Source organism: Sphaerisporangium sp. NPDC088356 (genome assembly GCF_040685555.1).
In the GTDB taxonomy this organism is placed as follows: domain Bacteria; phylum Actinomycetota; class Actinomycetes; order Streptosporangiales; family Streptosporangiaceae; genus Sphaerisporangium.
This window is the reverse complement of sequence record NZ_JBFBIK010000001.1, coordinates 109,197-135,386: the sequence shown is the minus strand read 5'-3', so window position 1 is coordinate 135,386 and position 26,190 is coordinate 109,197. Positions and strand designations below refer to the sequence as shown.

23 protein-coding genes and 2 pseudogenes are annotated in these 26,190 nt (G+C 67.7%); 14 read left to right on the top strand and 11 right to left on the bottom strand.

What is annotated here, in order from left to right:
• Positions 1-193: 193 nt before the first annotated feature.
• Together AB0O34_RS00645 and AB0O34_RS00640 are read right to left on the bottom strand one after the other, a co-directional pair.
• A complete protein-coding gene (locus tag AB0O34_RS00645; RefSeq protein WP_363911057.1) occupies positions 194-883 on the bottom strand; it encodes a class I SAM-dependent methyltransferase in 690 nt (229 codons plus the stop codon).
• 218 nt (positions 884-1,101) lie between these two features.
• Positions 1,102-2,367: an MFS transporter gene (locus AB0O34_RS00640; RefSeq protein WP_363911055.1), complete on the bottom strand. Its 1,266-nt coding sequence runs from the start codon at positions 2,365-2,367 to the stop codon at positions 1,102-1,104.
• A 184-nt stretch (positions 2,368-2,551) separates the two neighbouring features.
• Here AB0O34_RS00640 and AB0O34_RS00635 point away from each other — a divergent pair, with 184 nt between their 5' ends.
• The gene (locus AB0O34_RS00635) at positions 2,552-4,324 is read left to right on the top strand and encodes a condensation domain-containing protein (RefSeq protein WP_363911053.1); all 1,773 of its coding nucleotides are present in this window, start codon (positions 2,552-2,554) and stop codon (positions 4,322-4,324) included.
• Between the two features lie 246 nt (positions 4,325-4,570).
• Positions 4,571-5,077, top strand: a pseudogene (locus AB0O34_RS00630) (IS21 family transposase); the annotation flags it as partial.
• 67 nt (positions 5,078-5,144) lie between these two features.
• On the opposite strand, the gene AB0O34_RS00625 reads toward AB0O34_RS00630, so the two are convergent.
• The gene (locus tag AB0O34_RS00625) at positions 5,145-5,366 is read right to left on the bottom strand and encodes a hypothetical protein (RefSeq protein WP_363911051.1); all 222 of its coding nucleotides are present in this window, start codon (positions 5,364-5,366) and stop codon (positions 5,145-5,147) included.
• Between the two features lie 1,076 nt (positions 5,367-6,442).
• Between AB0O34_RS00625 and AB0O34_RS00620 the strand changes: the two genes are divergently transcribed.
• The 4 genes from AB0O34_RS00620 (at position 6,443) to AB0O34_RS00605 (ending at position 8,840) form a co-directional block, all read left to right on the top strand.
• On the top strand, positions 6,443-6,934 hold the full coding sequence (locus tag AB0O34_RS00620; protein ID WP_363911049.1) for a hypothetical protein: 492 nt from the start codon (positions 6,443-6,445) through the stop codon (positions 6,932-6,934).
• Positions 6,921-7,370 carry an HEXXH motif-containing putative peptide modification protein gene (locus tag AB0O34_RS00615; protein WP_363911047.1) on the top strand — a complete coding sequence of 150 codons (450 nt, stop codon included), beginning with the start codon at positions 6,921-6,923 and terminating at the stop codon, positions 7,368-7,370. The genes AB0O34_RS00620 and AB0O34_RS00615 overlap by 14 nt, the downstream gene beginning before the upstream one ends.
• Positions 7,283-8,146, top strand: coding sequence for an AfsR/SARP family transcriptional regulator (locus AB0O34_RS00610; protein ID WP_363911045.1), 864 nt, complete (start codon positions 7,283-7,285; stop codon positions 8,144-8,146). Before AB0O34_RS00615 ends, AB0O34_RS00610 begins: the two co-directional genes overlap by 88 nt.
• A 496-nt stretch (positions 8,147-8,642) precedes the next feature.
• Entirely contained in the window at positions 8,643-8,840 is a 198-nt protein-coding gene (locus AB0O34_RS00605; RefSeq protein WP_363911244.1) for a hypothetical protein, read from the top strand.
• 36 nt (positions 8,841-8,876) lie between these two features.
• On the opposite strand, the pseudogene AB0O34_RS00600 reads toward AB0O34_RS00605, so the two are convergent.
• From AB0O34_RS00600 to AB0O34_RS00585, 4 genes and pseudogenes are all read right to left on the bottom strand, one after another.
• Positions 8,877-9,075: pseudogene (locus tag AB0O34_RS00600) on the bottom strand (hypothetical protein); the annotation flags it as partial.
• A 172-nt stretch (positions 9,076-9,247) separates the two neighbouring features.
• Positions 9,248-11,326, bottom strand: a complete 2,079-nt coding sequence (locus tag AB0O34_RS00595; RefSeq protein WP_363911043.1) for a prolyl oligopeptidase family serine peptidase — start codon at positions 11,324-11,326, stop codon at positions 9,248-9,250.
• A gap of 68 nt (positions 11,327-11,394) precedes the next feature.
• Positions 11,395-12,618, bottom strand: a complete 1,224-nt coding sequence (locus AB0O34_RS00590; RefSeq protein WP_363911041.1) for a hypothetical protein — start codon at positions 12,616-12,618, stop codon at positions 11,395-11,397.
• A 64-nt stretch (positions 12,619-12,682) separates the two neighbouring features.
• Positions 12,683-13,615, bottom strand: a complete 933-nt coding sequence (locus tag AB0O34_RS00585) for a nucleoside hydrolase (RefSeq protein ID WP_363911039.1) — start codon at positions 13,613-13,615, stop codon at positions 12,683-12,685.
• A gap of 100 nt (positions 13,616-13,715) precedes the next feature.
• Between AB0O34_RS00585 and AB0O34_RS00580 the strand changes: the two genes are divergently transcribed.
• A complete protein-coding gene (locus tag AB0O34_RS00580) occupies positions 13,716-14,429 on the top strand; it encodes a DUF427 domain-containing protein (protein WP_363911037.1) in 714 nt (237 codons plus the stop codon).
• 88 nt (positions 14,430-14,517) lie between these two features.
• Here the strand turns inward: AB0O34_RS00580 and AB0O34_RS00575 are convergent, their stop codons facing one another.
• Positions 14,518-14,817 carry a hypothetical protein gene (locus AB0O34_RS00575; RefSeq protein ID WP_358560980.1) on the bottom strand — a complete coding sequence of 100 codons (300 nt, stop codon included), beginning with the start codon at positions 14,815-14,817 and terminating at the stop codon, positions 14,518-14,520.
• A gap of 297 nt (positions 14,818-15,114) precedes the next feature.
• Here AB0O34_RS00575 and AB0O34_RS00570 point away from each other — a divergent pair, with 297 nt between their 5' ends.
• From AB0O34_RS00570 to AB0O34_RS00545, 6 genes are all read left to right on the top strand, one after another.
• Positions 15,115-16,539 carry a helix-turn-helix transcriptional regulator gene (locus AB0O34_RS00570; protein ID WP_363911035.1) on the top strand — a complete coding sequence of 475 codons (1,425 nt, stop codon included), beginning with the start codon at positions 15,115-15,117 and terminating at the stop codon, positions 16,537-16,539.
• Entirely contained in the window at positions 16,536-17,432 is an 897-nt protein-coding gene (locus AB0O34_RS00565; RefSeq protein ID WP_363911033.1) for an aminoglycoside phosphotransferase family protein, read from the top strand. The genes AB0O34_RS00570 and AB0O34_RS00565 overlap by 4 nt, the downstream gene beginning before the upstream one ends.
• A gap of 72 nt (positions 17,433-17,504) precedes the next feature.
• A complete protein-coding gene (pcaB, locus tag AB0O34_RS00560; RefSeq protein ID WP_363911031.1) occupies positions 17,505-18,659 on the top strand; it encodes a 3-carboxy-cis,cis-muconate cycloisomerase in 1,155 nt (384 codons plus the stop codon).
• Positions 18,660-18,710: 51 nt separating this feature from the next.
• Entirely contained in the window at positions 18,711-19,805 is a 1,095-nt protein-coding gene (gene pcaC, locus AB0O34_RS00555) for a 4-carboxymuconolactone decarboxylase (RefSeq protein ID WP_363911029.1), read from the top strand.
• A 330-nt stretch (positions 19,806-20,135) separates the two neighbouring features.
• Positions 20,136-20,339: a cold-shock protein gene (locus AB0O34_RS00550; RefSeq protein WP_358548954.1), complete on the top strand. Its 204-nt coding sequence runs from the start codon at positions 20,136-20,138 to the stop codon at positions 20,337-20,339.
• Positions 20,340-20,468: 129 nt separating this feature from the next.
• Positions 20,469-22,235 carry an alpha-amylase family protein gene (locus tag AB0O34_RS00545; RefSeq protein ID WP_363911027.1) on the top strand — a complete coding sequence of 589 codons (1,767 nt, stop codon included), beginning with the start codon at positions 20,469-20,471 and terminating at the stop codon, positions 22,233-22,235.
• A gap of 208 nt (positions 22,236-22,443) precedes the next feature.
• On the opposite strand, the gene AB0O34_RS00540 is transcribed toward AB0O34_RS00545, so the two are convergent.
• A complete protein-coding gene (locus AB0O34_RS00540; protein ID WP_363911025.1) occupies positions 22,444-23,451 on the bottom strand; it encodes a hypothetical protein in 1,008 nt (335 codons plus the stop codon).
• Between the two features lie 100 nt (positions 23,452-23,551).
• Positions 23,552-24,538, bottom strand: coding sequence for a malate dehydrogenase (locus tag AB0O34_RS00535; protein WP_363911023.1), 987 nt, complete (start codon positions 24,536-24,538; stop codon positions 23,552-23,554).
• A gap of 197 nt (positions 24,539-24,735) precedes the next feature.
• Between AB0O34_RS00535 and AB0O34_RS00530 the strand changes: the two genes are divergently transcribed.
• A complete protein-coding gene (locus AB0O34_RS00530) occupies positions 24,736-25,713 on the top strand; it encodes a phosphotriesterase-related protein (protein ID WP_363911021.1) in 978 nt (325 codons plus the stop codon).
• Positions 25,714-25,756: 43 nt separating this feature from the next.
• Here AB0O34_RS00530 and AB0O34_RS00525 read toward each other — a convergent pair whose 3' ends face one another.
• Positions 25,757-26,167: a VOC family protein gene (locus tag AB0O34_RS00525; RefSeq protein ID WP_363911019.1), complete on the bottom strand. Its 411-nt coding sequence runs from the start codon at positions 26,165-26,167 to the stop codon at positions 25,757-25,759.
• Positions 26,168-26,190 lie beyond the last annotated feature (23 nt).

The window sequence follows — 26,190 nt, the reverse complement described above, 5'->3', positions numbered from 1 at the left end:
TTTTGAAAGCCACCCCTGTCAACACTTCGGTGCTGCTTGCGCTGAGGAAACTTCAGAAGAGCCGTCATAGCAAGATTCCCTACCGAGGTACCCTCGGTAGGGATGGAGTGATTTATTTGCGCAGCGTCACCCGGGAATCGATCACCCGGAAGGGGGCATATTGCAACCGTCGCTGATCTTGACGGTCCTTCGCTTACCGGTATTGTCCAACTGCCCACGCGCGCTCGGCCGGCCCCTGAATTCGGCTGACGGCAAGCGCGTCGGACACGTACTCGAGCGGGGTGACGATTTCATCTCGGACCGCCTCTTCCCATGCGGTCGTTGGGCCGATTCCCCACTTGAACCAGGGAGTCAGGCTGTCAACCACGAGCGTGGCGCCTGGCTTAGCCAGCCGTCGAGCGTTCGTGATGTCCGCCTTCGCGCACGAGTACTCGTGGCCTCCGTCGATGAAGATGAGATCGAAACCATCCATTGGACCGGGTATCTGGAAGGCTGGAACCGTTTGCGTGGAATCTCCGTAGATCAGCTGATGGCGATCCGGGTAACGAGAGTCGATGAACTCCTTTGCCGACTTAACGGAGGTCTCGGTGTGGATTTCAAAGGATGTGACCTTCGCCTGGGGAGAGCTTTCAAGGAAGGCGATGCTCGAGTAGCCGATGCTAAAACCTATCTCGGCTATGGAACTGGCCTTCCGTGCACGCGCTAGATACATGAGATAAAGGGCCTGGGACAGGCAGCTAACCCGGTCATCCAATGGATTTACGCGATCTTCTGCGTGCCGGAATATGTCCTCCATGAGCGATTGAATACGTGATTGATCGCTGACTCCTAAATCGGAGAACAGGGCAGACTTGAGCCCTGCTGGAGGCATCGACATGTCCATGTCGCAATGTTGGCTTCCGAAATCTACCGCTGTCAACGCTTTGGTGATGCCAGCGCTGAGGCAGCCTCAGAAGAGCCTTCCCGCGTGGCAGCAGGTCAGCTTCCGAGGTAGCGGAACGTCGCGGCATGTTTGTTGTCCCGCCCGGCAGGACAAAAAATTTGCAGTGTCCAGTTGACAGCTCTCTGGCTGACTCTCAGGCAGAGGCGGGGGCGTCTTGGTCACTTCGCGGGTGCAGTCTGTGCCGTCTGGCCGGTGCTGGTCGGCTGCTGGCGTTCGTTGAGTAGTGCGGTGACGGCGATCAGGCCTGCTACCGCGATGAAGGATCCCAGGCCGATGACCCAGCGCGGGCCGAACCATTCCGCCAGCACGCCGCTTGCGAGCATGGCGACGAGCGACACCCCGGCGTAGATGGCGCCGGTCGTGCCCACGATCCGGCCGCGCAGCGAGCGCGGCGTGCTGAGCAGCAGCCAGGTCTGCCCGCCCACCCAGGAGATGGTGAAGGGCAGCCCGGACACGATGAAGGCGATCAGCGCCAGCGGCAGCGACGGCCAGATCGCCAGCACCACGATCGCGCAATTGGAGATGGCGGCGCCGAGCAGGACGGGAAGACGGTACCCCAGTCGGCGGACCACCGTGCCGATCATCGGGCCCGCGATCACGGCCGAGACCGCGAACGCGCTGTTGACCAGGCCCATCTGCCCGGACGTGGCGCCGATCACGCCCAGCATTAGCACTGGAAACAGGGAAGACAGCGGCCCCTCCTTGACCGCGTCAAGGAGTTGCAGGAGTACCAACCCCCGGACGCGACGGCTGCGTCGGAGCATCGCTAGATACCCGTCGCCGCCGCCTTCTTCGCCTTCCTCCGCCGTGCCGCCGGCGGTCGGCGTCTTCCGCCCGGAGCCCCGCAGGAGCAGGCTGAGCAGTGCGGACAGCAGCATCAGCGTCGTCACCCCGATGGCCGTCCAGCGGAATCCGGCCCATCCCATGATGAACCCGCCGAGCGCCGGCCCAATCAGCCTGGTGGCATTGGAGGCGAACGAATTCAGGCCGTTGGCCTCGGCCAGGTCCTCGACGGTGACGTAGTCGGCAATGAGGACCTGCTCGGCGGGAGTGTAGAGCTGCTGCAGGACCGCCTGGGCGAACACCGCGCAGACGAGGCCAAGCGGCGAGTCGGCGAGTGTGAAGAGGGCCACCAGTACCAGCACCCGCAGGAAGAGCGCGATCCGTATGATCCGCAGGGGGGCGCTCCAGCGGTCCGTGACAGTCCCGGCCAGGTGCCCGAAGGCTACCCCGGCCACGGTCGGGACCGCCGCGAGCACGGCTGTCCAGATCGGCGAGTGGGTGAGCTGGTAGAGATGGACGCTCAAGGCGATGCCCACGCCCGATCCCACCAGCGACGAGACCAGGTTGACGACCAGCAACGTCCCGAAGTTCGGATTCCTCATCAAGAACCCGATCGGTTTGACCCCCTTGTTGACGCTCACCTGGCCGCTCCTCTCGGAAGCATGACCACATCAGCCATACGCGAAGACATAATCGAACGTCAGTCATGATGTCAAGGTGTGTCTCTAGCTTGTTGACGATTACAGATGCCAGCGCTAGAACTAGTCAAAGTCGATGGTCAAACCATCAATGCTTGCACTCTGTGAGCGTGCGTGGAGAAGTGGTATGGCAGTCATCAAACTTACACCGCAATCTTCAGTACCCGTACATTTCTCGGCCGAGACCACCCGGCAAGGACCACTAACTATAGGTCAGCTCAACATTCTGAAGTGGATTAATGATTACAATTCGAGAGAGGGTCAGCCGTATCCTACCGTAACGTGTGCCATCAGCCTGAGTGGAACGGCGAGTGTGGAGGATGTCACTGAAAGTCTTGCCCTCCTGATCGCCCGCCATGAAGTGCTGCGGACGTCCTTCGTCACCGGACCGCAGCCATATCAGCGTGTTTCCTCCGTTGGCACATTGATGGTTGATATCTGTTCGCTGGAAGGCGGCCGAACCAATCGGGTTGACGTTGAAGCCGAGCTCGCCAAGTACCTAGAGATCACAGCCCCAAGACAGCCTGCTGGGCAGCGGCTAGCTGGCCAACAATTGCGAGTTGCCCTAGCCACGAGCGCTGAAGTGGTATGCGCAGGCCTCCTTGAGTTCTCTCACATGGCTGTGGATAGGGCAGCCGCGCAAATCCTTGAGCATGAGCTGGCTGAACTAATAAGCGATTCTGCTGCTCGAGTCATAGGACCGCCTCGTCATCAGCCTTTGGATCAGGCGGAACTCGAGCGCTCGGAGCGTGAATGTCAGAAACGTCGTAGAACGCTGGAATACTGGAGCAGCACTCTTGCCGTAATGCCCTCGCCTCTCTACCTGACGCCTTCTGCGGGGTCCGAGCTCACGGAGGCGAACGCTGACGACACGGTGGGCATCTACATGTCATCACCAGCCACTGCACTAGCCGTGCAGTGCGTGAGCGCACGCACGCGAACTAGCCGGTCCAGCTGCCTGCTTGCCGCGTTGTGCGCCGTACTCTCAGTGCGTACCGGCTATCGCGAGATAGTCTTTCCCGTCATGCCATCAAACCGCTTTGAGCGCCACCTTTACGACTACGTCGGTACGCTTGCTCAAACAGGCATCGCCGCTATCGATGTCGGCTCTGCGAGCTTCGATGAATTGGTAAGGCAGGCATGGCGTGGCATGCTAAAAGGTTGCATGCACGGCGTTTACGATGCCTATGAGGTCGAAGAAATCGGTAACCGGATATCGCATGACCGCGGCGTCTATTTCTGTTTCGATGCCATCTACAACTGTAGTGTCATCGAAAGCGGTGTACCAATGAATGAACGTGCACCATCGCCCGAGTACATGACCGCCATGCTGAGTCGGACTCAACTGCGCCGTTACCCTATGCCGTACCGTCTGGCAACACCCGTCCGATTCGATGTTTCCAGGCTGGAAGGCGAGGTAGAACTGTGTGGCTGGAGTTCCGACGTTGGCCGAGTGCCAGCGGAACACCTGACATCGTTGCTGCAGGCCATTGAGCGTCTCCTGGTAGCAGCAGTCGGCGGCAACCTCGATCACCAGGGTATAATCGATGTCCTTCAGATGGAGCCAGTCCGCCGGGACTCGAACTGGGTAAAGACCGATATCCAGTGGGTTGAGCTGGCTGAAATCCAGAGACTCCTCGATGACGCGTTCGCACCAGCCAAGGCGCGGATTTTTTCACAGGTAGCCGGCGAACCGCTTGTGGCGTATGTCGAGGCTTCCGATTCCGTCCGTACGCCGGAACAAGCTCACGCACGGTGCATGGCTATGATACCCGCACACCCGTCAGCGATGACGCCGCGCTATTACGTTATATGCGAGGCAGTTTCGGTTGGCGTTGACGACCCCATCGGTTGGCCGGCAGGGACAAGTGCAGGGACGGGAAGGAGCGCGGGCATCTAAACATTCAATGCCAGTCCAATGAGGCGCTGCAAAATCGATCGCCGCCGTGAATATCCGACGCAATGCCGGATCCGTATTGCTGGTGATATCAAGTGCCTCGCGACGGGCTGCGTCCGCGGGCCCTTGGATTTCCCAAATTCGCATCAACGTGGGCCTTGAACTCAAGGAGCCTGGCACGAAGCACCGGAATGGGACCGGTCTCACTGAAGATCACCAGAGCCTCGCCGGTTGCATCGGACCGAGCATATGCCGATCAAGGCGATCGCTCGGCATATGGGCATCTCGAAGAACACGGTCAAACGGGCGCTGGCTGCCGATACGCCGCCGAGGTACCAGCGGCCGAGCAAGGGATCGATCGTGGATGCGGTGGAGCCGCAGATCCGGGCGTTGCTGACGCAGTTCCCGGGCATGCCGGCGACGATGATCGCCGAGCGGATCGGATGGACGCGTTCGATCACGGTGCTCAAGGACCGGGTTCGTGCCCTGCGGCCGCAATACAAGCCGGTCGATCCGGTGTCACGGACGACATATCAGGCCGGTGAGCTGGCCCAGTGTGATCTGTGGTTCCCACCGGCGCGGGTGCCGCTGGGCGCAGGTCATCTCGCCAGCCCGCCGGTGCTGGTCATCGTCAGCGGCTACTCACGGTGGATGATGGCCCGGATGCTGCCCTCACGCAGGGCCGGAGATCTGTTCGCCGGGCACTGGGCGCTGTTGTCGAAGCTTGGTGCCGTGCCCAAGACGCTGGTATGGGACAAGGGGCTTCCCCCATGAACGTGAACACCGATTTCAGGCGGCAGACTTGAGGTTATCTGCCGTCTTCTCATAGTCGATCGGGCTGAGTGTCGAGGTTGTCGGCCCTGGTGTTTGGCTCGACATGGGTCCATGCGGTGATGGATCCGCGGTCGGCCACCACGTACTGGCGGGGTGCTCCAGGGCCCCATCGGCTGGTGACCAGGATCTGTTTGACGCCGGTGGTGCGCAGTAGGAAGTAGGAGGGGACCACCGCGACGATCAGGTCGTCGTCCCAGTGGTTGACCTCCATGGGCAGCCGGACGTACTCGGTGTCGCTGGGAGGGGGCTTTCGTAGACGCCGACGATTTCCGCGGTGCCGGTCGCCGGCGGACCGAACGCGTGCCCGTTGACGTGTAGCTCGCTGCCCGGCGACCCGGCAGGCGGCTCCACCGAGTCGATGTGGGGCAACTCGCCGAGTTCGAACTCGACAGTGTTGCTTTCGCCCCAGGGAGTCCGGACACGAACCGACTTGACTCCGGTGCCGTCCAAGGTCGTGAGGGCAGGTACCCGCAGGGTGATGCTTTCCGGGCTCCACCCCCCTAATCGCCGTGCGTGGTCGGGTGAGATCGTCGGGTGAGCTGGCGCCGATCAGCAACGCCTTGCGGACACCACCATCAAGGTGCTCACCCCAGCCGGCACGATCGTTATCCTGCCCCACCTGACGCCGACCGACTCCGCACCGCACCGCGTTCTCCGGCTCACACCGCCCAGGAGTCGATCCGCGCTGCCGCGCTGCCGCGATCCGCTCCGAGCAAGCCGCGGTTTCCACCTCGGGGCAGGCGGCCCAGACGTCCCGCGCGGTGCCATACTCCTCGAACGGCCACCCAAGGCGCCTCCACGCAGCCAGCCATCATTTCCTCCACCCAGGAAGACCCGGCCAGCCTCGCCCGGGTCTCCCCGCTCCACCCCTTCATCCGCTACCTGGAAGCGCTCCGTGTCTTCGACCTCGTCGACGATCCCCAGTCGCCCGATCGCCATCACCGACCTGTCGCCCTCCGGACCACGCAACGGAAAAGCGCCCTTCCTGAACGGCAAACCATGAGCCATGATGGAAATAGCGCGCTCGTACAGCCGGGCCAGTAAAGGGGATTCGTCACATGAACCCGCTCGATGACGCCCAACCCGCCTTCGAATCCGAGCTATTTGATCTCGGTAGAGTTTCACTGACGGTGCTGCGAGGAAGACCCCCTGCCGCAATCGGACCGGCCCTGCCACATGTCGTTGAGGAAGCCGAGGACCCAACCAGAACCAAGACCTCCTGCTCGAACGCAACCGGAGTCGGCTGACCCTCGGCTCGTCGCAGTCGATCACGCAGGGAGGCTTGCCGTGCAGGCAGAAGATCCTTTTGATGACCTGGGCTTCCGAACGTACAAGGTTCCCCGGAGCGACTTCGATCAACTGGCGCACGGGCAGGCGACGCCTCGCGTAGTCCGCGGGATCCGGCAGGCCGAACACAGCCGGCGCCTACTCCTGCTGCGTGCGGTTGACGAGAAACTCAAGAAGCAGCCGGACCTCATGGGTCCCCTGCCGCATCCGGACCGCGCCTGGGAGCTAGTCGACCGGGTGGAGCAGGTTTCCCGCCGCACCCTCGATCTGGTGCTCGCCCATCCGTACACCGGAGCGTGGGCCGGCTACACGACCCGGCTGCTGCGCAACCGAATCACCGGTGTCTGCCCACTGTGGGTGCATGTCGGGCATCTGCACGCACTGGCCGCCGCCGCGGGAATCCGGGCCGGCCTCAGCTTCGAGACCCGCATACCCGTATGGGACGGCGGCGCCATGCTGCCCACGCTATCTCGTACCGATGTACCGGCGTGACTCCCGCGAACGCTTCCTGACGCTGTGGCGCGACGACCCCCGGCCCATTGGCGGTGTCGTTCAGGGGGTGTACGCGTTTTTCGGTGTGACCGCATTCTGGCGAGCACTCACACACCACGGAAAAGGCAACACGAAATACCGGGCCGAATTCGAGTTCGGCTACTGGCGAGCGGGGACCTGGCACACGCTCCCGCGGTGTCGACGGCTCACTCTCCCCAGGCCCCACCGCCCCTTCAACGAACCGCGACGATGGGGAGGACCGTCGCATCTGCCGGGCGACCACGGGACTATCGGCCAAAACGCGGAATTTTCCACCTCGTGTCCATCAAGTCGAAAAGGCTTCGTGTTATGCATTTCAGGATCCTTGGTTCGCTGGATGTTTCACTTGATCGAATGGCCTTACAATTCCCGAACGGCCGCCAGCGAACCATATTAGCGATGCTACTCATGCAGGTAGGAAATCTCGTATCGCTCGACCGGATCACTGAGGGGATATGGGGAGAGGATCCACCCGTCACCGCCAAGGGCCAGATCCAGACCTGCATATCTGCCATGCGGCGTCAGCTGCGGAAATTCGGCGACGACCATGTGATCGTCACCAGCCTGGTAGGCTATACCATCCATATTCCCACCGAGTCGCTCGACTCTGCCGTGTTCCGCCGGATGATCAACTCCGGCCGGGAGCTAGCTGCTGCCGGAAAGATTAGGGATGCAGCAGCCGAGCTTCGTGCCGCGCTCGCGCTTTGGCGCGGCACGGCGGTCGCCTCAGACGTCGAGAGCGGGGTGGTCAGAACGATGGCGATTCGGCTTGAAGAGGAACGAATCAGGACCACCGAAGAGTGTATCGAGCTTGAGCTCAAACTCGATCGGCATCACGAACTCGTAGCCGAGCTGAGTGAGCTCGTCAGAGCTTACCCACTGCGCGAGTCGCTGAGAGCGTTGCACATGCTCGCCCTGTACAGGTCAGCCCGGCAAGCAGACGCCCTTGAATCATTCCAGGAAATCCGGGCCATCCTCAGAGAGGAACTTGGCCTGGAGCCATCCGACCAGCTTGATAGGCTGCACAAGTCCATCCTGAATCGGGAAAATTCGCTTACAATCGCGCCCCGAACTGGTCTCGGATCGGAATCTACAGGCAAGGTTGCCACCATTATCCCCCGACAGCTTCCGCCGACTATCGCCGAAATCACCAGTCGAGACGGTGTGCGATGACGCGCCGAGACGATTGCTGACGTTGCCTGAGGTGCTCGAATAACTCGGCGGCGGCTCTTGACCGGCTATTTATTATCCAGCGGCCGTGAGGATGACGACCGCACGGTCTTTGTCGCGGAGCGGCACCTGGCATGGGTCGGACGCCCATCTAGCTAGCCGCGTGATGCGTCTCCCTCGGGTGTCAATGAGCACAGTAGGCGCGGCTAGGCCCGGACAACAGTGATCGCGGGCGGGCCAGGATCAAACCGCCGACCTTCCGCTTTCAGTCCTTGATGTGGCTGCGCGTACGCCCTGCGGGGGTGAAAATCGGGGGTGGTTGCCCGCCGACGTCGAGTCCGCCTGGTGCTTGGTCGAGGCGGTTTTCAGTCTGACGCCGGAGCTGCCCGAGGGGCCCTGGATTGTTGCTTCGAGCACGAGAGCCCGGCTCTTGATTCCCCCTAACGGCTCCCCGGGCAACCACCCACCTGTCTGCCGCGGGAGAAGACGAGGACCAAGGGTGCAGGAGACCAACGAGTCGCTGGAGCTCATCGAGCGGGTCGCGGCGACTGATATCGGCAAGAGCGGTGTCTCCAGCGTGCTCTGCGAAGTCGTACAGGACTTCTGCGCCGTCGGTGTAGAGGCGGCGGCTGGCCAGGGCGTACTCGACACCGAGCTCGCGTTTCAAGGCGTCAATCGCTGGCCGGACGCGCTGTAGAGGTAGGCCGGAGTGCCGGAAGGCGGCAAGCGCGTATCCTTCCGCCAGCCCGACGAAGGGGAGCGCTGGTTCGTGGCGGCGGTCAGGGCGCTTTGCGGTGATCCACCGGTTTACCGTGGACAGACCCGCGTTCGTAGCCGTAAGCCCAGGTGCTCAGTGTCGATGGCGGAACAGAAAGATAAGACGCGGCTTCGGCGACGCCGTACAGCGGAGTTGAGAACCGATCGACAGCCACGCGTCACCTCCCTTTCGGCCGGTCACCTCGTTAGCCAATGCTACCGAGGTGACCGGTCGATGTCCTCGGGAAGGGAGTGATCCGATTACCGAGGGTCGCTCGCTCTGTCGCTGTACGTCAGCAGGCTGATGACGCCGTCGACGTACCCCGGGTTGGCGCCCGCCGGTGTCGGTCACATGCCGAGCGAGCGTTTCAGGAAGTCGGCCTGGAGGTGGAGGAGGTTCTCGGCGACGGCTTCCTGCGGGGTCATGTGGGTCACGCCCGGTAGGGGGAGGACCGTGTGCGGGCGGCCGGCGGCCGTCAGGGCGGCGGAGAACCGCAGGGTGTGGGCGGCGATCACGTTGTCGTCGGCCAGCCCCTGGATCAGCATGAGGGGGCGCCGCAGGTTGGCCGCCTCGTGGATGATCGAGTTGCGCGTGTAGTTGTCCGGCTCCTCGTCCGGGTGGCCGAGGAAGCGTTCCTTCCAGTGGGTGTCGTAGAGCCGCTGGTCGGTGGGGGCGGCTCCGGCGACGGCGGCGTGGAAGACGTCGGGGCGCCGCAGCACGGCAAGCGCCGCGAGGAAGCCCCCGAACGACCAGCCCCTGATCGCCACCCGTGACAGATCGAGGTCGGGATACCGTTCGGCCGCCGCGTGCAGCGCCGACACCTGGTCGTCCAGCACCGGGGCGGCGACGTCGCCCCGGATCGTCTTCTCCCACGCGGGCCCCCGGCCGGGAGTGCCGCGGCCGTCGGCGACGACCACCGCGAACCCCTGCTCGGCGAACCACTGGGAGACCAGGAACGTCCAGCTGCGGGCGGCGACCACGAGCTGGAGGCCCGGTCCGCCGTAGGGGTCCATGAGCACGGGAAGCTTCCCGGAACCCGGCTCGTGCCAGGACGGCAGCAGCACGGCCGTACGCAGCTCGCGCTCGCCGGCCCGCATCAGCTCGACCCGGGGCGTGAGCACGGGCTTCTCGGCGTGGGAGACGATCTCGGCGACCGGCTTCCCGTGGCGGTGGACGGTCACCAGCGTCCCGTGGTGGGCGAGCGACCGCGCGGTCACCACCGTGGTCCCACCGGACAGCCGCCCGCCGTACACGCCGGGCTCATCGCTGAGCCGCTGGAGCCCGCCGGCCGGGGAGCAGGTCCACAGGTGGACTTCAGTGGACTCCTCAGAAGCGGTGAACAGGATCGTGTCGCCGTCGACGTCCAGTACCTCCCGTAGCTGGAGGCCGGGCGGGGTCACCGGCTCGCCGTCGACGAGCAGGCGCCGCGTCTCGTCGTGGTCCTCGGCCGATACGAGCTCGCCGGACGCGGTGAGCGCGGGCAGGCCCGGCACGATCTCCACCCACGCGGCGTCGTGGTCCTCACGGCGGACCGTGGTGGCCCCGGTCTCCGGGTCGACCTCCAGGAGCCGCATGATCCGCTGGTCGCGGCTCTGCACCGACACCAGGAGGTCCGCCCCCCAGCGCACCGCGACGACGTACTCGAACGCGGCCCGATCCCACTCGACGGGCACCCGCGAGCCGTCGAGTGCGATCAGCCACAGGGAGACGTCCGCGTTGGCCGTGCCGGCGGCGGGATAGGCGATCTGCCGGGGCGGGCTCGCCGGGTTGGCGGGATCCGAGATCCACCACCGTTGCACCGGGGAGGTGTCGACCCGTGCGACGAGCAGGCGCGAGCCGTCGGGCGCCCACCAGTACCCGTGAGCCCGGCCCATCTCCTCGGCCGCGACGTGCTCGGCCAGCCCGTACACGACCTCCGGTCCGTCGGGCTCCGCCAGCGCCCGGTCACCGCCGCCGTCGGCGACCCGTAGCGCGCCCCGCGCGACGTACGCGATGCGCGTCCCCGAGGGGTCCGGGCGGGGATCGACCACCGGCCCGCGCACGTCAAGCTCGCGGACCGCGCTCACCGGCTGATCGAGGCGGGCGGTGAACAGGCGGCCCGAGAGGGTGAACGCGGTGAGGTCTCCTCGGGCGTCGGTGGCGTAGTCGACGACCCCGGCGGACTGCTCGCGTGACCGCTCGCGGCGGGCCTTCTCCTCCTCGGGCACCTCTTCGGCCCCCTCGTGCAGCGTGAGGGGATCGACGACGAGCCGCTCCTCGCCGGTCTCGACGTCGAGCGTCCACAGGCACGTCACGGGATCGTCCCCGCCTCGCGACCTGAGGAACGCCACCCGGTCGCCGCCGGGCGAGACGCTGAACCTGCGGGGCACGCCCAGGCTGAATCGTCGGGTACGGGCGAACTGGCGGGGGAAGTTCGGTTCGGTCATGCCCGACATGCTGCCAAGTGCCGTCCGTTCTCGCCCCTCCATTAAATCCGGACGAATGGGACGACCGGTCAGTCGTGGCGGAGGATGAAGTCGTCCTCCGCGTCTCCCCAGCCCACCGAGCCCACGGCCCACAGCCGGGAGGAGCCGGGAACCCGGGTGATGCCCGTCCTGCCGATGTCGTCGGACTCCGGGTACTGCTGGTCCGCCCGCTCCCGTCGCAGCAGCGGGCCGTACGACGGTGTCCACTTCTGGCCGTCGAAGTGGAGGAAGAGCACCTGGCCCGAGTGGTCGGCGTCGATGCCGCTGATCCACACGTCGTCCGACGCGGAGGCGGTGACCCCGTCGAGTTTCCCCCGGGCGATCGGGATCTGGACCTGCTGCCACGAGGCGCCGTCCCAGTGGAGGACGAGCGGGACCTCCGCCGTGCCGCCCGGGGGCGACACGCTGCCTACCGCCCACACGTCGGACGGTGTGACCATCCAGACCCTGCGCAGGACGCCTCCGGCGATCTCGGGTGTCCGGCCGCGCTGCCAGGACTGGATGTCGGGCCCCGACACGGCGGTGCCGTGCCAGACCATCGGCGTGCCGGGGGTGCCGGGCGGGGCGTCGGCGCCGACCGCCCATACGTGGCCGGGCTTGGCGGTGACCGCCGTGAAGTACCCGTCGGCGCGCAGGGCGTTGCGGAATCCCCGTCCCTTCCATTCCATGATCACCCCTTGCGAGGGGGTGCGGCCGACGAGCCAGGCGTGCCCTCCGGTGGTGGCGACGTCGGACAGGAGGTAGTCGTCGGCCACCCCGAACGGATGCCACCCGGTCCAGTCGCCGCCGTCCCAGTGCGCGGCGTAGGCGTTCTCGGCATTACCGACGATCCACACGTCGGCGGGGCCGCCCGCGCTGACGCCGACCAGATGCCAGGCGTCCGAAGGGGAGACCGCCGTCTGGGTCCAGCGCGTGCCGTCCCAGTGCTGGAGGGCCGGGACGCCCTCCCTGTCCTCGGCGCTGTCCTTGTAGCCCACCGCCCAGGCGTCGCGCGGGCCGGTCGCCGCCACGTCGAGGAGCGCCGCGCTCCCTTCGAGCTTCGCGCCCGTGACGGGCTTCCACCTGGGTGAGACCACCGTCTCGCCCGTCGCGCTGGCGGCGGGGGTGGTGGAGGTGGTGGAGGCGGTGGAGGCACGGCTCGGTGCGGGGCCGGTGGGAGGGTTCGTCGCCGGTGTCGCGGGACGGCCGCCTCCGCAGGCCGTCACCAGAGCCAGGCAGGTGATCGCGATCGGCCACCGCCGCTTTTTCCCCATGGCACGGCATGCTCCCAGGAAGCGTCCCGGCCACGCCACCGATCCGCCCCTAACGCGCCCCGGGCTAGCCGATCTGCCGCGCGACGTCCTCGTACACGTTCAGGACAAGGTCCCAGAAGCGGGACACGTCGAGCGAGGTGCCCACCAGGGCGTTGGGCTCGCGGCCGGCGAGGTTGAAGTCGGTCACGGTCATCCCCGAGGTGAACCGGCCGGCCGTCTCGACCTGGACCACGGCGGGTTCCAGCGTGACCAGCGAGGGGTCGATCAGGTACGCGATCGTGCAGGCGTCGTGGATCGCGGGGCCCTCGTCGGCGGTGACCATGCCGTAGAACTCCACGCAGGGCACGAGCAGGTCGGCGCCGAGCCTGCCCATGGCCCGCATGCGGTCGACCACCTTCCCGACGGCGAGGGCCTGGCGGCTCACGTCCAGGCCGAGCATCGTCACCGTCCATCCCGCGCCGAACGCGACGGCGGCGGCCTCGGGGTCGGCGGCGATGTTGAACTCGGCGGCGGGGGAGTAGTTGCCGCGGGTGTACGAGCCGCCGAGGATCGCGAACTCGCGCGCCCACTCGGCGATCCTCGGCTCCTTGAGCAGGGCCAGGGCAACGTTGGTGAGCGGGCCGATCGCGACCAGGGTGATCTCGCCGGGGGCGGCCCTGAGCGTCTCGATGATGAAGTCGGCGGCGTGCCCGTCGCGGGGCGGGAGGGTGGCCTCGGGCAGCCGGGCCTCGCCGAGGCCGAGCCGGCCGTGGACGTCGGCCGCGTCCACCGGGGTACGCAGCAGGGCGCCCGCGCTGCCGGCCGTCACCGGGACGCCGGGGAAGCCGAGGAACTCCCGCAGCCGCAGCGCGTTGCCGGTCGTGTAGGCGAGGTTGACGTTGCCGCCGACCGTCGTGATGCCGACGATCGAAAGGGCCGGGCTCCCGTGTGCGAGCGTGATCGCCAGCGTGTCGTCGATGCCGGGATCGCAGTCGATGATGATCTTCTTGGGCGCCACCCACCCAGCTTGGACGACGGCCCGACATACCGGCAAATCGGGAATAGGGGTCGCGGCTCCTCGGTTAGCCCGGACCATGGAGCCGACCAAGCGTGGCCGGGTGAAGGTTGAGCCCACCGCCAAGCGTGTCCGCGCGTACATCGGAGGGCGGCCGGTGGCCGACACCTCCAGCGCACTGCTGGTGTGGGAGATCCCCTACTACCCGACGTACTACTTCCCGACGGACGACGTCGACATGGAACGCCTCACGGCGACGGGGCGGACCGACCACTCGCCCAGCAGGGGCGACGGCGACGTCTACGACATCGAGGACCGATCCGGCGCCGCCACCGTCTACGGCGACTCGCCCATCGAGGAGCTCAAGGGCAGGGTACGGTTCGAGTGGTCCGCCATGGACGCCTGGTTCGAGGAGGACGAGGAGGTCTACGTCCACGCCCGTGACCCGTACACCCGGGTGGACATCCTGGCGAGCCAGCGGCACGTGCGCGTCGAGGTGGACGGGGTGACGGTCGCGGACTCGCGCGGGGCGCGCATCCTGTTCGAGACCGGCCTGCCGCCGAGGTACTACCTCCCGAAGACCGATGTCCGCTTCGACCTGCTGGAGCACACCGACACGGTGACGCACTGCCCGTACAAGGGGCAGGCGGAGTACTGGTCGGTGGGCGGCAGGGACGAGAACAAGGACATCGTCTGGTCCTACCGGACGCCTCTCCTGGAGTCGCAGAAGATCGCGGGGCTGGTCGCCTTCTACAACGAGAAGGTCGACACCTACGTCGACGGCGTCCTGCAGGACCGCCCGAACACCCATTTCTAGGCCGCACGCGTACGGCTCGCGGGTCATGCCGTGCACGAGCCGTAGCACGATGCCGTGCGCGAGCCGTACGGGAACCGCGTCGGAGAGGTCAGCGCCGGATGACGTGCAGGACGCTGGCGATGCGCTCCGCCGCCGTGACGATGTCGGAGGCGTGGCCGATGCGGCCGGCCCACGACAGCCAGAACCACCACTCGCCGTCGGCGGCGTTGGCGGCGAGCACGTCTTCGGTGACGGCCGGGGCCATCGGATTGATCACACGGAGGCGCGGATAGAGTCCGGTGCGCGCCGTGAGGCGCACCTGGAAGGCGTGGGCCTCCAACTGCGCGGCGAGTCGCTCCAGGTGGTCGATGGCCTCGGCCGACTGGATGCTTGGTTCTGCCGTCTTCATGGTGGTCTCCAGCGGGGACAAGGTGGGACCGGTTGGGGACCAGACTGAACCCGTGAGCGCCGACCGGCAATCAGAGCAAATCCACTGATAAGTGGAATACCGTCGGTCAGAGCCCAGGTTTACGTGGAAACCACGCGGATGCCCCAGGCATCAGTCCCATAACGCTGTAGGTCTTTAGGTGCTGGCTGGTTAACATCTGGGAAACATCCGTAAGGCGGAACACTCCAGTGGCGGAGGGCGGAAATGGCCCGTGGAGAGCATTCCCCAGCGTGCGCGCGGCGCTGGAGGGAGCAGGCCGTGGCCCGGCAGTGGAGCCCATGGCAGACGGCCCAGGCCATCAACGGCTGCTGTGGCGTCAGCCTTCTCAAGGCGCACCGCCTCGCACGCGGGTGGTCGGCGCGCCAGGCGATCGAGGAGCTGGAGCGGCTCTGCGAGACCCACTCGCTCGGCCTGCCCCGGGCCAGCATCGACCTGCTGAACGCCTGGGAGAACAACCGTGCGCGTCCCCGGCCGCAGACGATCGACCAGATCGCCCGGCTCTACTCCGCCAACGCCGTGCGCCTCGGCCTGGCCGCCGACTACTGCGACGACGGTGACAGCCCGAACGTCGTGGTCGTCACCCCGGCCCACGCCGTCCCGGCCGAGGACGCCCTCCCTCACTCCCGCGTCCCCACGCTGGACCCCGACGACGAGGCCGAGCGCCGCGCACTCTTCCACCACGCCCTGCTGAGCTCCGGGCTTCCCCTCAACGGCCGCCTGCTGGCCGAGGTCGAGCGCACCCGCCAGGACATGGACCGCACGCTGGCCACCGGCACGATGAGCGAGGACCAGCTCGACCGGCTCGACGAGCAGGTCCTGCGCTACCGCCGTGAGTACATCAAGAGCGCTCCGCTGCCGATGCTCTACCGGCTGATGCTGGAGATCGCCGACGTACGCAGGCTCGTGTCCTCCCGGCAGCCCGCCGTCACCCAGCGCCGCCTGCTGAACGCCACGACCATGCTGGCCCTGCTCTCGGCCGACGCGCTCATGAAGCTCGGCGACACCCGTCAGGCCCACGCCTGGTACGGCACCGCGCGGGCGGCCTCCGACGACATGGGAGAGGTCAGGCTGCGCGCCCTCGTGCGTGCGCAGGAGGCCATGCTGCCGTACTACTACGGCGACCTCACCGAGACCGTACGGCTCGCGCGCGAAGCCCGGATGCTGGCCGGGAGCGCTCCAAGTTCGCCCGCGGCGCTCGGCGCGGCCGCCGAGGCGAGGGCGCTGGCGCGCATGGGCGATCACCAGGCCGCCCGCGTCGCGCTGGCCGAGGCGGAGCGCATCTTCTCCCGCATGCCGCGCGAAGGGGCCGACCACCTGGCGTTCCGCTTCTCCGAGCGGCGGCTGCAGTTCTACCGCATGGGCACGCTCATCGAGCTGGGCGAGGCCGAGCAGGTGCAGGAGTGGATCTCACGGCCCTCCAGCCCCTACACGATCGACCCGGCGCTCGTGCTGCTCGACCAGGCGGCGCACGTCGCCAGGGACGGCGGGTTCGACGAGGCCTGCCGGCTGGCCGAGCAGGCCCTGACCCAGGTGCCGCCGGAGCACCGCACCTCGATCGTCGTCACCCGCGCCCGCGCCCTGCTGTCCATCGTCCCGCGCGGGGAGCGGCGCACGCCCGCCGCGCGACATTTACACGACCTGCTGGCGGAGGCGGGCCCGCAGCTCGCGCTGGAACGTCCATGAGCATGCTGGCGGACGAGGCCGCCGCGATCCTCGTGGAGGTGTGCGAGAGCGTCGGCCTCGATGCCCGGGATGCGCAGTTGCTCCGCGTGCGGAGCAACGCCGTCTTCAAGCTCCGTGACGAGATCGTGGTCCGCATCGCCACCGCGCCGGACGCCCTCACCCGCCTGCCCGTCGTGCTGGCCGTGGCGAGGTGGCTCGCCGACCAGGGCTTCCCCACGGTGCGCCCGGCCGACGAGCTGTGCGAGCAGCCGCTGGTGTACGACGGGCGCGTGGTGACCTTCTGGCACTACGTTCCCGCGAGCGGCAGGCCGACGACCACGCAGCTCGGGAACATCCTGCGCAGCCTCCACCTGCTCCCGGTGCCGCCGTTCCCGCTGAAGCGGCTCTCCGACCCGCTGGCGGAGGTGCGCGACTCGGTGGAGCACCGCAAGGAGGTGCTCACGCCGTGCCAGCGGGCGTGGCTGCGCGACCGGGTGGCGGAGCTGACCACGCGGTGGGCGGAGCTGGACACGGCCGAGCCGCCGGTGCTGCTGCACGGGGACGCGTGGATCGACAACCTGCTGCGCTGCCAGGACGGCCACGCCGTGCTGTGCGACTGGGACGGGGTCGCCGTGGGCCGCCGCGAGTGGGACCTGGTGCACACCTACCACGGGCAGCGGCGGTTCGGCCTGACGGCGGCCGATGTCGACGACTTCGCCGGGGCCTACGGCTCCGACCTGCGGGCTTGGCACGGCTACCCGACGCTCATGGAGATCAGGGACATGTACGCCGTCGGCATCCACATCCGCAACGCGACCCGTGACCCGTTCTCCCGCAAGGAGCTGCCGCGCCGGCTCGACTCGCTCACGCGCGGTGACGGCCAGGCCCGCTGGTACCTCGCCGAACCCGCCTGATTGTAAACCAGGCAAACCAGGCAAAATGGCCATTGTGTCTTTGGTGCCGTTTTCGAGCAGGCAGGAGGCAGGGTGATCTCCGGCTTTCCGTTGGACGCGGGGCTTCTCTCGCCTGTACGGGCGGGCGCGGCCGTGGAGGCGGTGACCTGCGACCAGGCGTTCCTGCGGGGCATGCTCGACGCCGAGGCCGCGCTGGCCCGGGCGCAGGCACGCCTCGGCATCGTGCCGTCGCCGGTGGCGGAGGCGATCACCGAGCTGTGCGGCAAGATCGAGATCGACGTGGTGGAGCTGGCGCGCCGGGCGCGGGGCGCGGGGAATCCCGTGGTGCCGATGCTGGCGGAGCTGCGCGCCGCCGACGACTCCTTGAGCGGATTTATCCACCGGGGGGCGACAAGTCAGGACATTGTGGACTCGGCGCTCATGCTGATGGCCGCGCGGGCACGCGAGGTGATCATGGCAGACCTCGGCCGCACGCTCGACGCCCTGGCCCGCCTCGCCGCCGAGCATCGGCAGACCCCGATGGCCGGGCGCACCCTCGGGCAGCACGCCGTGCCGGTGACGTTCGGCCTCAAGGCGTCGGGCTGGCTCCTGCTGGTCCTCGACGCCAGGTCCGTCCTGCGCGAGGCGCGGCTCCCCGCCCAGCTCGGCGGGGCCGCGGGCACGCTCGAAGGTCTCGGCCCGGCCGGGCTGATGGACGTCTTCGCCGACGAGCTCGGCCTGGCGCGAGCCGTACTGCCGTGGCACTCGCGCAGGACGGCGGTGGCGGGGCTCGGCGCGGCGCTGGCCACGACGGCGGGGGCGCTCGGGAAGATCGCGGGCGATGTCGTCCTGCTGACACAGAACGAGGTGGGGGAGGTGGCCGAGCCGGCGGCTCCCGGACGGGGAGGATCGTCGGCGATGGCGCACAAGCGCAACCCCGTGCTGTCCATCCTCATCCGGTCGGCCGCCTCGCAGGTGCCCGCCCTCGCCCAGATCCTCCAGTCGTCGCTCGTGTCGGAGCACGAGCGGGCGACCGGAGCCTGGCACGCCGAGTGGGCGCCGTTCCGCGAGTGCCTGCGCCTCGCCGGAGGCGCGGCGGAGCTGGCCGCCGAGCTCTGCGCCGGCCTGGAGGTCTCCCCCGGGCGCATGCGCGCGAACCTCGCCGTCACCGGCGAGCTGACCGGGGGGCTCGGCGCGTCCGGGGACCTCGTCGACCGCGCGCTGGAGGCGTACCGCGCGGCCGTGTGAGCGACGGAGCGGCCGGCCGGTACGGTCGATCGCAGGACGAGGGGAGACGACATGGAGTTGCGCTACGAGGTGACCGGGCCGGATGACGGGCCGCTGCTGGTGCTGGGGCCCTCGCTCGGCACCACGAGGCACCTGTGGAAGCCCCAGATGGCCGAGCTGAGCCGTTCGTGGCGGGTGCTCCGCTACGACCTGCCGGGCCACGGCGCCTCTCCTGCGGCCAAGGGCGAGTTCTCCATCGAGGACCTGGCCAGGGACGTCCTCGCCCTCGCGGACACCGAGCGCTTCGCCGTGGGCGGGGTTTCCCTTGGCGGGGCCGTCGCGATGACCGTCGCGGCGCTGGCCCCCGAGCGGATCTCCGACCTCGTGCTCTGCTGCACCTCGGCGCGGTTCGGCGACCCGGCGTCGTGGCACGAACGGGCGGCGCGGGTACGGGCCGAGGGGATGGCGTGGCTGGCGGGCATCGTGACCGCCCGGTGGTTCACGCTGGGGGTCGACCCGGAGCTGGCCGAGCCGGTGCAGACGACGCTGCTCGGCGCCGACCCGGAGTCCTACGCGCTCGCCTGCGAGGCGATCTCGGCCTTCGACCTGCGCGACCGGCTGCAGCGGATCACGGCGCGCACCCTGGTGATCGCGGGCGACCAGGACCCCTCGACCCCCGTGGAGCACGCCGAGACCCTCGTCGAGGGCATTCCCAACGCGCGCCTGGCCGTGGTCGCCGAGGCGGCCCACCTGGCCAACCTGGAGCACGCGGACGTCGTGTCCGGGCTGATATCGCGGTTCCTCGGCCACGGCAGGGGCATCAAGGTGCGGCGAGAGGTGCTCGGCGACGCCCACGTCGAACAGGCCCTGGCCGCCGCGACCGACTTCACGGCCGACTTCCAGGACTTCATCACCCGGTACGCCTGGGGGGAGATCTGGACGCGGCCCGGGCTCGACCGCAGGACGCGGAGCTGCGTCACGCTCACGGCCCTGGTGGCCCGCGGCCATATGGACGAGCTGGCCATGCACGTGCGGGCGGCGCTGCGCAACGGGCTCACTCCCGACGAGATCAAGGAAGTGCTGCTCCAGACGGCCGTCTACTGCGGCGTTCCGGCGGCGAACGCGGCCTTCGGCGTCGCCCAGCGGGTGCTCCGGGAGGACTCCTGACCCGGCCGTGTGCTTCCTCGCTCGACTCGCCCCATGTCACTCTATGTAGCGAAATATCGGTATTTTTTGTGCTCTCCCAGGTGCATATGCGCGAGCGGCTCGCGACACGCGTGATTCGTTTGTGATTCGGCGAGACAGCCGGTAGGCTCGACCGTGTTGCAGTCGTAGTTTCCTCGAACGTCTTTTCCTTAAAAGCGCCCGCGGGAAGTTTCCTGACAGCGGTCGTTCTGCTTCTTCAGCGGTTTCGTGGATGCAGGGTATGGTCCGCTACGCAGCCCCGTTCCGCCGACTTGGCGGCGCGGTGAAGGCTCCTAACAAGGAGAAGCAGAGTTGTCTGAAGGCACCGTCAAGTGGTTCAACGCCGAAAAGGGCTTTGGCTTCATCGCTCCGGACGACGGTACTGCCGATGTGTTCGTCCACTACTCGGCGATCACCTCCGGTGGCTACCGCAGCCTGGATGAGAACCAGCGAGTCACCTATGTGACCGTGCAGGGGGCCAAGGGCCCGCAGGCCGAGCAGGTTACCGTCATCTGACGACAGCCTTTCTCATCTGGGCCCGTACCGCATCACCGGTACGGGCCCTAAAGCTTTTACGGGGTGACACCTCACTCCCGGTTCCGCCGTGGCCGATAGTTTGCCCGCCCTTGGGGTAGAGGCGGGCGGGTGAGACTCACCTATACCTCAGACCTGTGGTGGAAGAACGCCGTCGTCTACTGCCTCGACGTCGAGACCTACGCCGACGGCAACGGCGACGGCATAGGCGACTTCCGCGGCGCCACCGAGCACATCGACCACCTCGAACGGCTCGGAGTGACCTGCATCTGGCTGATGCCGTTCTTCCCGAGCCCCGACCGTGACGACGGGTACGACATCACGGACTTCTACTCCGTGGACCCCCGGCTGGGCACGCTCGGGGAGTTCGTCGAGTTCATGCGCACGGCGCGCGACCGCGGGATCCGCGTCATCGCCGACCTGGTCGTCAACCACACCTCCGACGAGCATCCGTGGTTCAAGGACGCGAGGTCCGCCCGCGACTCGCGCTACCGCGACTGGTACATCTGGTCCGACACCCCCGAGCCCGACGACCCCAAGGGCGTGGTCTTCCCCGACAAGGAGAAGAGCCTCTGGGAGTACGACAAGGGCAGCGAGCAGTATTACTACCACCGCTTCTACCGCTTCCAGCCCGACCTCAACGTCGCCAACCCCGAGGTCCGTGACGAGATCGCGCGGATCCTCGGGTTCTGGATGGAGCTCGGGCTTTCCGGATTCCGCGTCGACGCCGTCCCGTTCCTGGTGGAGGACGTCTCCAAGAAGGAGGAATCCGCCAAGGAGGAGTCGGCGAAGAAGAAGGACCCCAAGAAGGCGGAGAGCGAGGGGCAGGACGGCAAGCTTCCCGACGTCCACGAATTCCTGCGCGACATGCGGGCGTTCATGAACCGCAGGGACGGCAGCGCCGCGCTCCTCGGCGAGGTCAACCTCGAATACCCGGACCTGCTGAAGTACTTCGGCAACGATCTCGGTGACGAGGTCACGATGTGCTTCGACTTCATCGGCATGCAGCGCATGTACCTCTCGCTCGCCCGGGGCGACGCGAGCCCGCTCGCGGACTCGCTCAAGGAGCGCCCGGTCCCGCCGAAGGACAGCCACTGGGCCACGTTCGTCCGCAACCACGACGAGCTGACGCTGGACAAGCTCACCGAGGCGGAACGCCAGGAGGTCTTCAAGGCGTTCGGCCCCGACAAGGACATGCAGCTGTACGGCCGGGGCCTGCGCCGCCGCCTCCCGCCCATGCTGGACGGCGACCAGCGGAAGATCAAGATGGTCTACAGCCTGCTCTTCTCCCTGCCGGGCACCCCTGTGCTCTTCTACGGCGAGGAGATCGGCATGGGGGAGAACCTCCAGGTCCCGGGGCGCGAGGCCGTACGGACGCCGATGCAGTGGACGCCGCACAAGAACGGCGGCTTCTCCACCGCCGACCCGAAGTCGTTCCGCAATCCCATGGTCGAGGGCAAGTACGGCCCCGAGCACGTCAACGTCAGTGCCCAGCGGCGCGACCCGGGCTCCCTGCTCATGTGGATCACCAAGCTGATCGAGCAGTACAGGGGATGCCCGGAGCTGGCATGGGGTGACTGCACGGTGCTGGACACCGGGGAGCCCGCCGTGCTCGCCCACCGCGCGGACATCGACGGGGCCACCGTGCTCGCCCTGCACAACTTCGCCGGCGAGGAGGTCTCCTTCGAGCTCACCCTGGACGACCTCGACGACAGCCAGGTGCTGACCGATCTGCTGGTCGACGGGACCGAGAAGATCTCCGCCGACGGCCAGGTCAAGATCCGGCTGGACCCGTACGGCTGCCGCTGGCTCCGTGCCTCCGAGCCCGAGCTGGCCCCCGCCGACTCCGCCGACGTGGTCAAGTCGGAGAGCAGCTGACCGGGTCCGTCCTGCGGCGTTCTGGGGTGGTTTGCCGAGGTGGATGCGGCCTGGCCCTGACCCAGGGCCGCATCCGGGCGTGCTGACGTCGGGGTCGGCTCGGGGGCGCTCCAGGGCTCGATCCGGCCGATCTCCGATGCGTTTACCTCAGGCCGCCGCCGGGCTGGTGGGGGTCACCGAGGTGGTGATCCTCGCCCTGATCGGGCTGTCAGCCGCCGCAGGCCGCGAAGGTGAACGCGTTCTTGATCTTGTAGGAGTCGCGGACCTTGGTCGCCCCGGTGGCAGGATCGATCCGCAGGACGGTCATGGTGTCCGGCTTGCCCTCGCCGGGCCGGAGGACGTGCACCGTGACCTCCCCGCTCCCCGTCCAGTCGATCATCTGAGGCGCGTAGTCGCCGGGCATGCGCACGCGGGTGCTCCCGACCACGGTGTCGGACTCCAGGTCGTAGACCTTCAGGGTGCGCGTGCCCTGTGAGTAGAACGCGACCGAACGGCCGTCGGCGTGCAGCGCGAGCGTGCCGTCCTGCCCCACGACCTGCGGCGGCTCCCGGCGCGCCAGCTCGTTCCCCTGGAGGTCGTAGGTGATCAGCATCGTGGTGTTCTCGTCGGTGCTCAGCCTGGTGAGCACCTCGTCCTCGTCCCCGCTGAAGCCCGTGAAGGCCCGTCGCGCGGGGATGGTGCCGAGTGCCTTCCCGGACGCGACGTCGAACAGGCGGATGAACTTCTGGTCGCCGTCCTCCACGGCCAGGGCGGCCCCCGTGAGGGACAGGTCGAGGGTCACCCCGGCCATGTCCGTACCCCTCGGGATCGCGTCCGCCGGCATGACGTGGATCTTCCCGGTGAGCTCCCGTACCACCAGGCGATCGTCACGCTCGCGGATGTAGGCGACGTACTGACCGTCGCCGCTGACCGCCACCGGGGCGGGCACGTTCTTGACGACCTTGCCGTGCGCGTCGCGCGGCAGGACCCGGGCGCCGGTCAGGCTGGCCTTCTCGCCACTGTGCAGGTGGAGCTGCCAGGGGCCGCAGGGGACCTCTTCCTTGTTCTTGGTCACGCAGCTCTTGAGAGAGGCGTACCGCACGGAGTCCGAATGCATGCCGTGCTCGGTGTGCCGCGCGTGGGCGGCGGGCGTCGTGGTCGCGGCGGCCGTTCCGGCCGCCGGTACGGCTGTCGCCGCGAAGGCCAGAACGAGTGCACCTACTGCTCTTAACGTCATGATTTCTCCCTTCGCCCGGTTAGACCACCGTCAGGACGAAGAGGTTCACGCCGTGCCGCCCCGGGATCTGGAAAGATCCCGGGGCCCGGCGCCTGGGCGCTCAGATGAGCCCGAGCTGCCTGACCGCGTCGCGCTCCTCGCCGAGCTCGCCGGTCGAGGCGTCGATCCGCTCGCGGGAGAACGGGTTGAACGACAGGCCCTGGACGATCTCCCAGCGGCCCCCGCGGGAGACGGCGGGGAACGACGAGATCAGGCCCTCGGGCACGCCGTACGAGCCGTCCGAGGGGAGCGCCACGGAGGTCCAGTCGCCCTCGGGGGTGCCGTTCACCCAGTCGTGGACGTGGTCGATGGCCGCGTTCGCGGCCGAGGCGGCCGAGGACGCGCCGCGCGCCTCGATGATCGCGGCGCCGCGCTTGGCCACCGTGGGGATGAACGTGTCGCGCAGCCACCCCTCGTCCACCTGCTCGGCGGCGATCTTGCCGTTGACCTCGGCGTTGTAGAGGTCGGGGTACTGCGTGGCGGAGTGGTTGCCCCAGATGGTCATCTTGGTGATGGCCGTCACCGGGACGTTCAGCTTGGCGGCGAGCTGGGACAGCGCGCGGTTGTGGTCGAGCCGGGTCATCGCCGTGAATCGCTCGGCGGGGACGTCGGGCGCGTGCGACTGCGCGATCAGCGCGTTGGTGTTGGCCGGGTTGCCCACGACCAGGACGCGCACGTCGTCGGCCGCGTTGTCGTTGATCGCCTTGCCCTGCGGCCCGAAGATGCCGCCGTTGGCCTGCAGCAGGTCGCCCCGCTCCATGCCCGCCGTGCGCGGGCGGGCGCCGACCAGGAGCGCGATGTTGGTGCCTTCGAAGGCGGCGTTGGCGTCGTCGCTGATGTCGATGCCCTGGAGCAGTGGGAACGCGCAGTCGTCGAGCTCCATGGCGGTGCCCTCGGCGGCCTTGACGGCCTGCGGGATCTCCAGGAGGCTCAGCCGCACCGGCACGTCCGGGCCGAGCAGGTGGCCTGAGGCGATGCGGAAGAGCAGCGCGTAGCCGATCTGGCCGGCGGCGCCGGTGACGGTGACCTTGACGGGAGCCTGCGTCATGACGTTCCCCTACGTGGGCGGTTGACGGTTTGCGAACAGCCGAAGGGTATCCGTTCGATTCGCCGCCGTCCGAACGCAGGTACCTCCCGGGCCTCGCGGACCCTGCCGGAGCCCCTCCGGGCGAGGCCCGTTGACGCCGGGCCCGGGCGGTCCTACCGTACGGGGATCGGCCTGGTGGTATGAGACCGGAGGTCAATATGCCCACGGTTGAGACGGTTCGCGGTCCTGTAGACGTCGCCGATCTGGGGCAGACGTTGATGCACGAGCATGTGTTCGTCCTCGCCACCGAGCACGTGGACAACTACGGGATCGGCGCCTGGTGGGACGAGGAGCACCGCGTCGCGGACGCGGTCACCAAGCTCCGCGCGCTCGCCGCCAGGGGCGTCGGCGCCATCGTCGACCCCACCGTGTGGGGGCTCGGCAGGTACATCCCGCGGATCCAGCGGATCGCCGAGCAGGTGCCGGAGCTCGACATCATCGTGGCCACCGGCCTCTACTGCTTCGACGAGCTGCCCCACCAGTACGAGCATCGCGGCCCTGGGCTGCTGATGGACGTGCCCGAGCCCATGGTCGACGACTTCGTGAGGGACATCGGCGAGGGCATCGCCGGCACGGGAGTGAAGGCCGCCCTCCTCAAGTGCGTGATCGAGCACCGGGGCCTGACCCCGGGGGTCGAGCGCATCTGCCGGGCCGTGGCCCAGGCGCATCTCGCGACCGGCGTGCCGATCACCGTCCACACCAACGCGTTCACCCACTCCGGGCTGGCCGCCGTCGACCTGTTCGCCAAGATGGGCGTCGACCTGACCAAGGTCGTCCTCGGCCACTCGGGCGACACGAACGACCTGGACCACCTCATGCGCCTCGCCGACACGGGCGCGACGCTCGGCATGGACCGGTTCGGGCTGGACGTCTACAATCCGACCCCGGCGCGCGTGGACACGATCGTGAGCCTCTGCGCGCGGGGGTACGCCGACCGCATGGTCCTCAGCCACGACAGCGCCTGCTTTATGGACTACTGGGGCGGTGCGTGGGACCTCACGCTGGAGCAGGCCGCCCCGAACTGGCACTACGGCCACATCCACGACGACGTGCTCCCCGCCCTCCGCGAGAAGGGCGTCACCGACGCCCAGCTCCACCAGATGCTGGTGGAGAACCCCCGCCGCTACTTCTCGTGATCCTCTGTGTCGTGCTCTCCCAGCCCGCTGAAGGGGCCGGCGGTCACACCTCGTGGGCCGTGAGCGGGGACCTGTCTCCGACGAGCCACAGGTGACCGAACGGGTCAAGGAAGCCGCCCTGGCGGTGAACGCCCCACGGCATCTCGTGGTCGCGAATCTGATCGACGCTGCCGTCGGCTCCGGCGGCCACGGCTCGCGCGATGAAGGCGTCCGGATCGTCGACGAACACCTCGACGCGCACGGTCCTCGTGCCCGCCTCGGTGGGGGTGGCCCAGCCGTTCTTCTCCGGCTCGCCGAGGAAGAAGGGTGCTCCACCGACCGTCAACCCGACGACCCCGCCGAGGTCCCACAGCGTGGTGGCGCCGAGCGCCTGCGCGTACCAGCGTGCGGCTTCGGCCGCGTCGGGCACGGCGAGCATCAGTGAGATGACGGGGCGATCAGCTGCCGCTGTCATGGACGGCCTCCTTCGGGACGATC

Bases quoted from the DNA above. Each gene is read 5' to 3' on its own strand.
- AB0O34_RS00645 (WP_363911057.1), bottom strand. From the start codon at position 883: ATGGACATGTCGATGCCTCCAGCAGGGCTCAAGTCTGCCCTGTTCTCC.
- pcaC (WP_363911029.1), top strand. From the start codon at position 18,711: ATGGAGTTGCGCTACGAGGTGACCGGGCCGGATGACGGGCCGCTGCTG.
- AB0O34_RS00590 (WP_363911041.1), bottom strand. From the start codon at position 12,618: ATGGGGAAAAAGCGGCGGTGGCCGATCGCGATCACCTGCCTGGCTCTG.
- AB0O34_RS00530 (WP_363911021.1), top strand. From the start codon at position 24,736: ATGCCCACGGTTGAGACGGTTCGCGGTCCTGTAGACGTCGCCGATCTG.
- AB0O34_RS00615 (WP_363911047.1), top strand. From the start codon at position 6,921: ATGTACCGGCGTGACTCCCGCGAACGCTTCCTGACGCTGTGGCGCGAC.
- AB0O34_RS00575 (WP_358560980.1), bottom strand. From the start codon at position 14,817: ATGAAGACGGCAGAACCAAGCATCCAGTCGGCCGAGGCCATCGACCAC.
- AB0O34_RS00610 (WP_363911045.1), top strand. From the start codon at position 7,283: ATGCATTTCAGGATCCTTGGTTCGCTGGATGTTTCACTTGATCGAATG.
- AB0O34_RS00565 (WP_363911033.1), top strand. From the start codon at position 16,536: ATGAGCATGCTGGCGGACGAGGCCGCCGCGATCCTCGTGGAGGTGTGC.
- AB0O34_RS00595 (WP_363911043.1), bottom strand. From the start codon at position 11,326: ATGACCGAACCGAACTTCCCCCGCCAGTTCGCCCGTACCCGACGATTC.
- AB0O34_RS00540 (WP_363911025.1), bottom strand. From the start codon at position 23,451: ATGACGTTAAGAGCAGTAGGTGCACTCGTTCTGGCCTTCGCGGCGACA.
- AB0O34_RS00625 (WP_363911051.1), bottom strand. From the start codon at position 5,366: ATGGAGGTCAACCACTGGGACGACGACCTGATCGTCGCGGTGGTCCCC.
- AB0O34_RS00525 (WP_363911019.1), bottom strand. From the start codon at position 26,167: ATGACAGCGGCAGCTGATCGCCCCGTCATCTCACTGATGCTCGCCGTG.
- AB0O34_RS00535 (WP_363911023.1), bottom strand. From the start codon at position 24,538: ATGACGCAGGCTCCCGTCAAGGTCACCGTCACCGGCGCCGCCGGCCAG.
- AB0O34_RS00635 (WP_363911053.1), top strand. From the start codon at position 2,552: ATGGCAGTCATCAAACTTACACCGCAATCTTCAGTACCCGTACATTTC.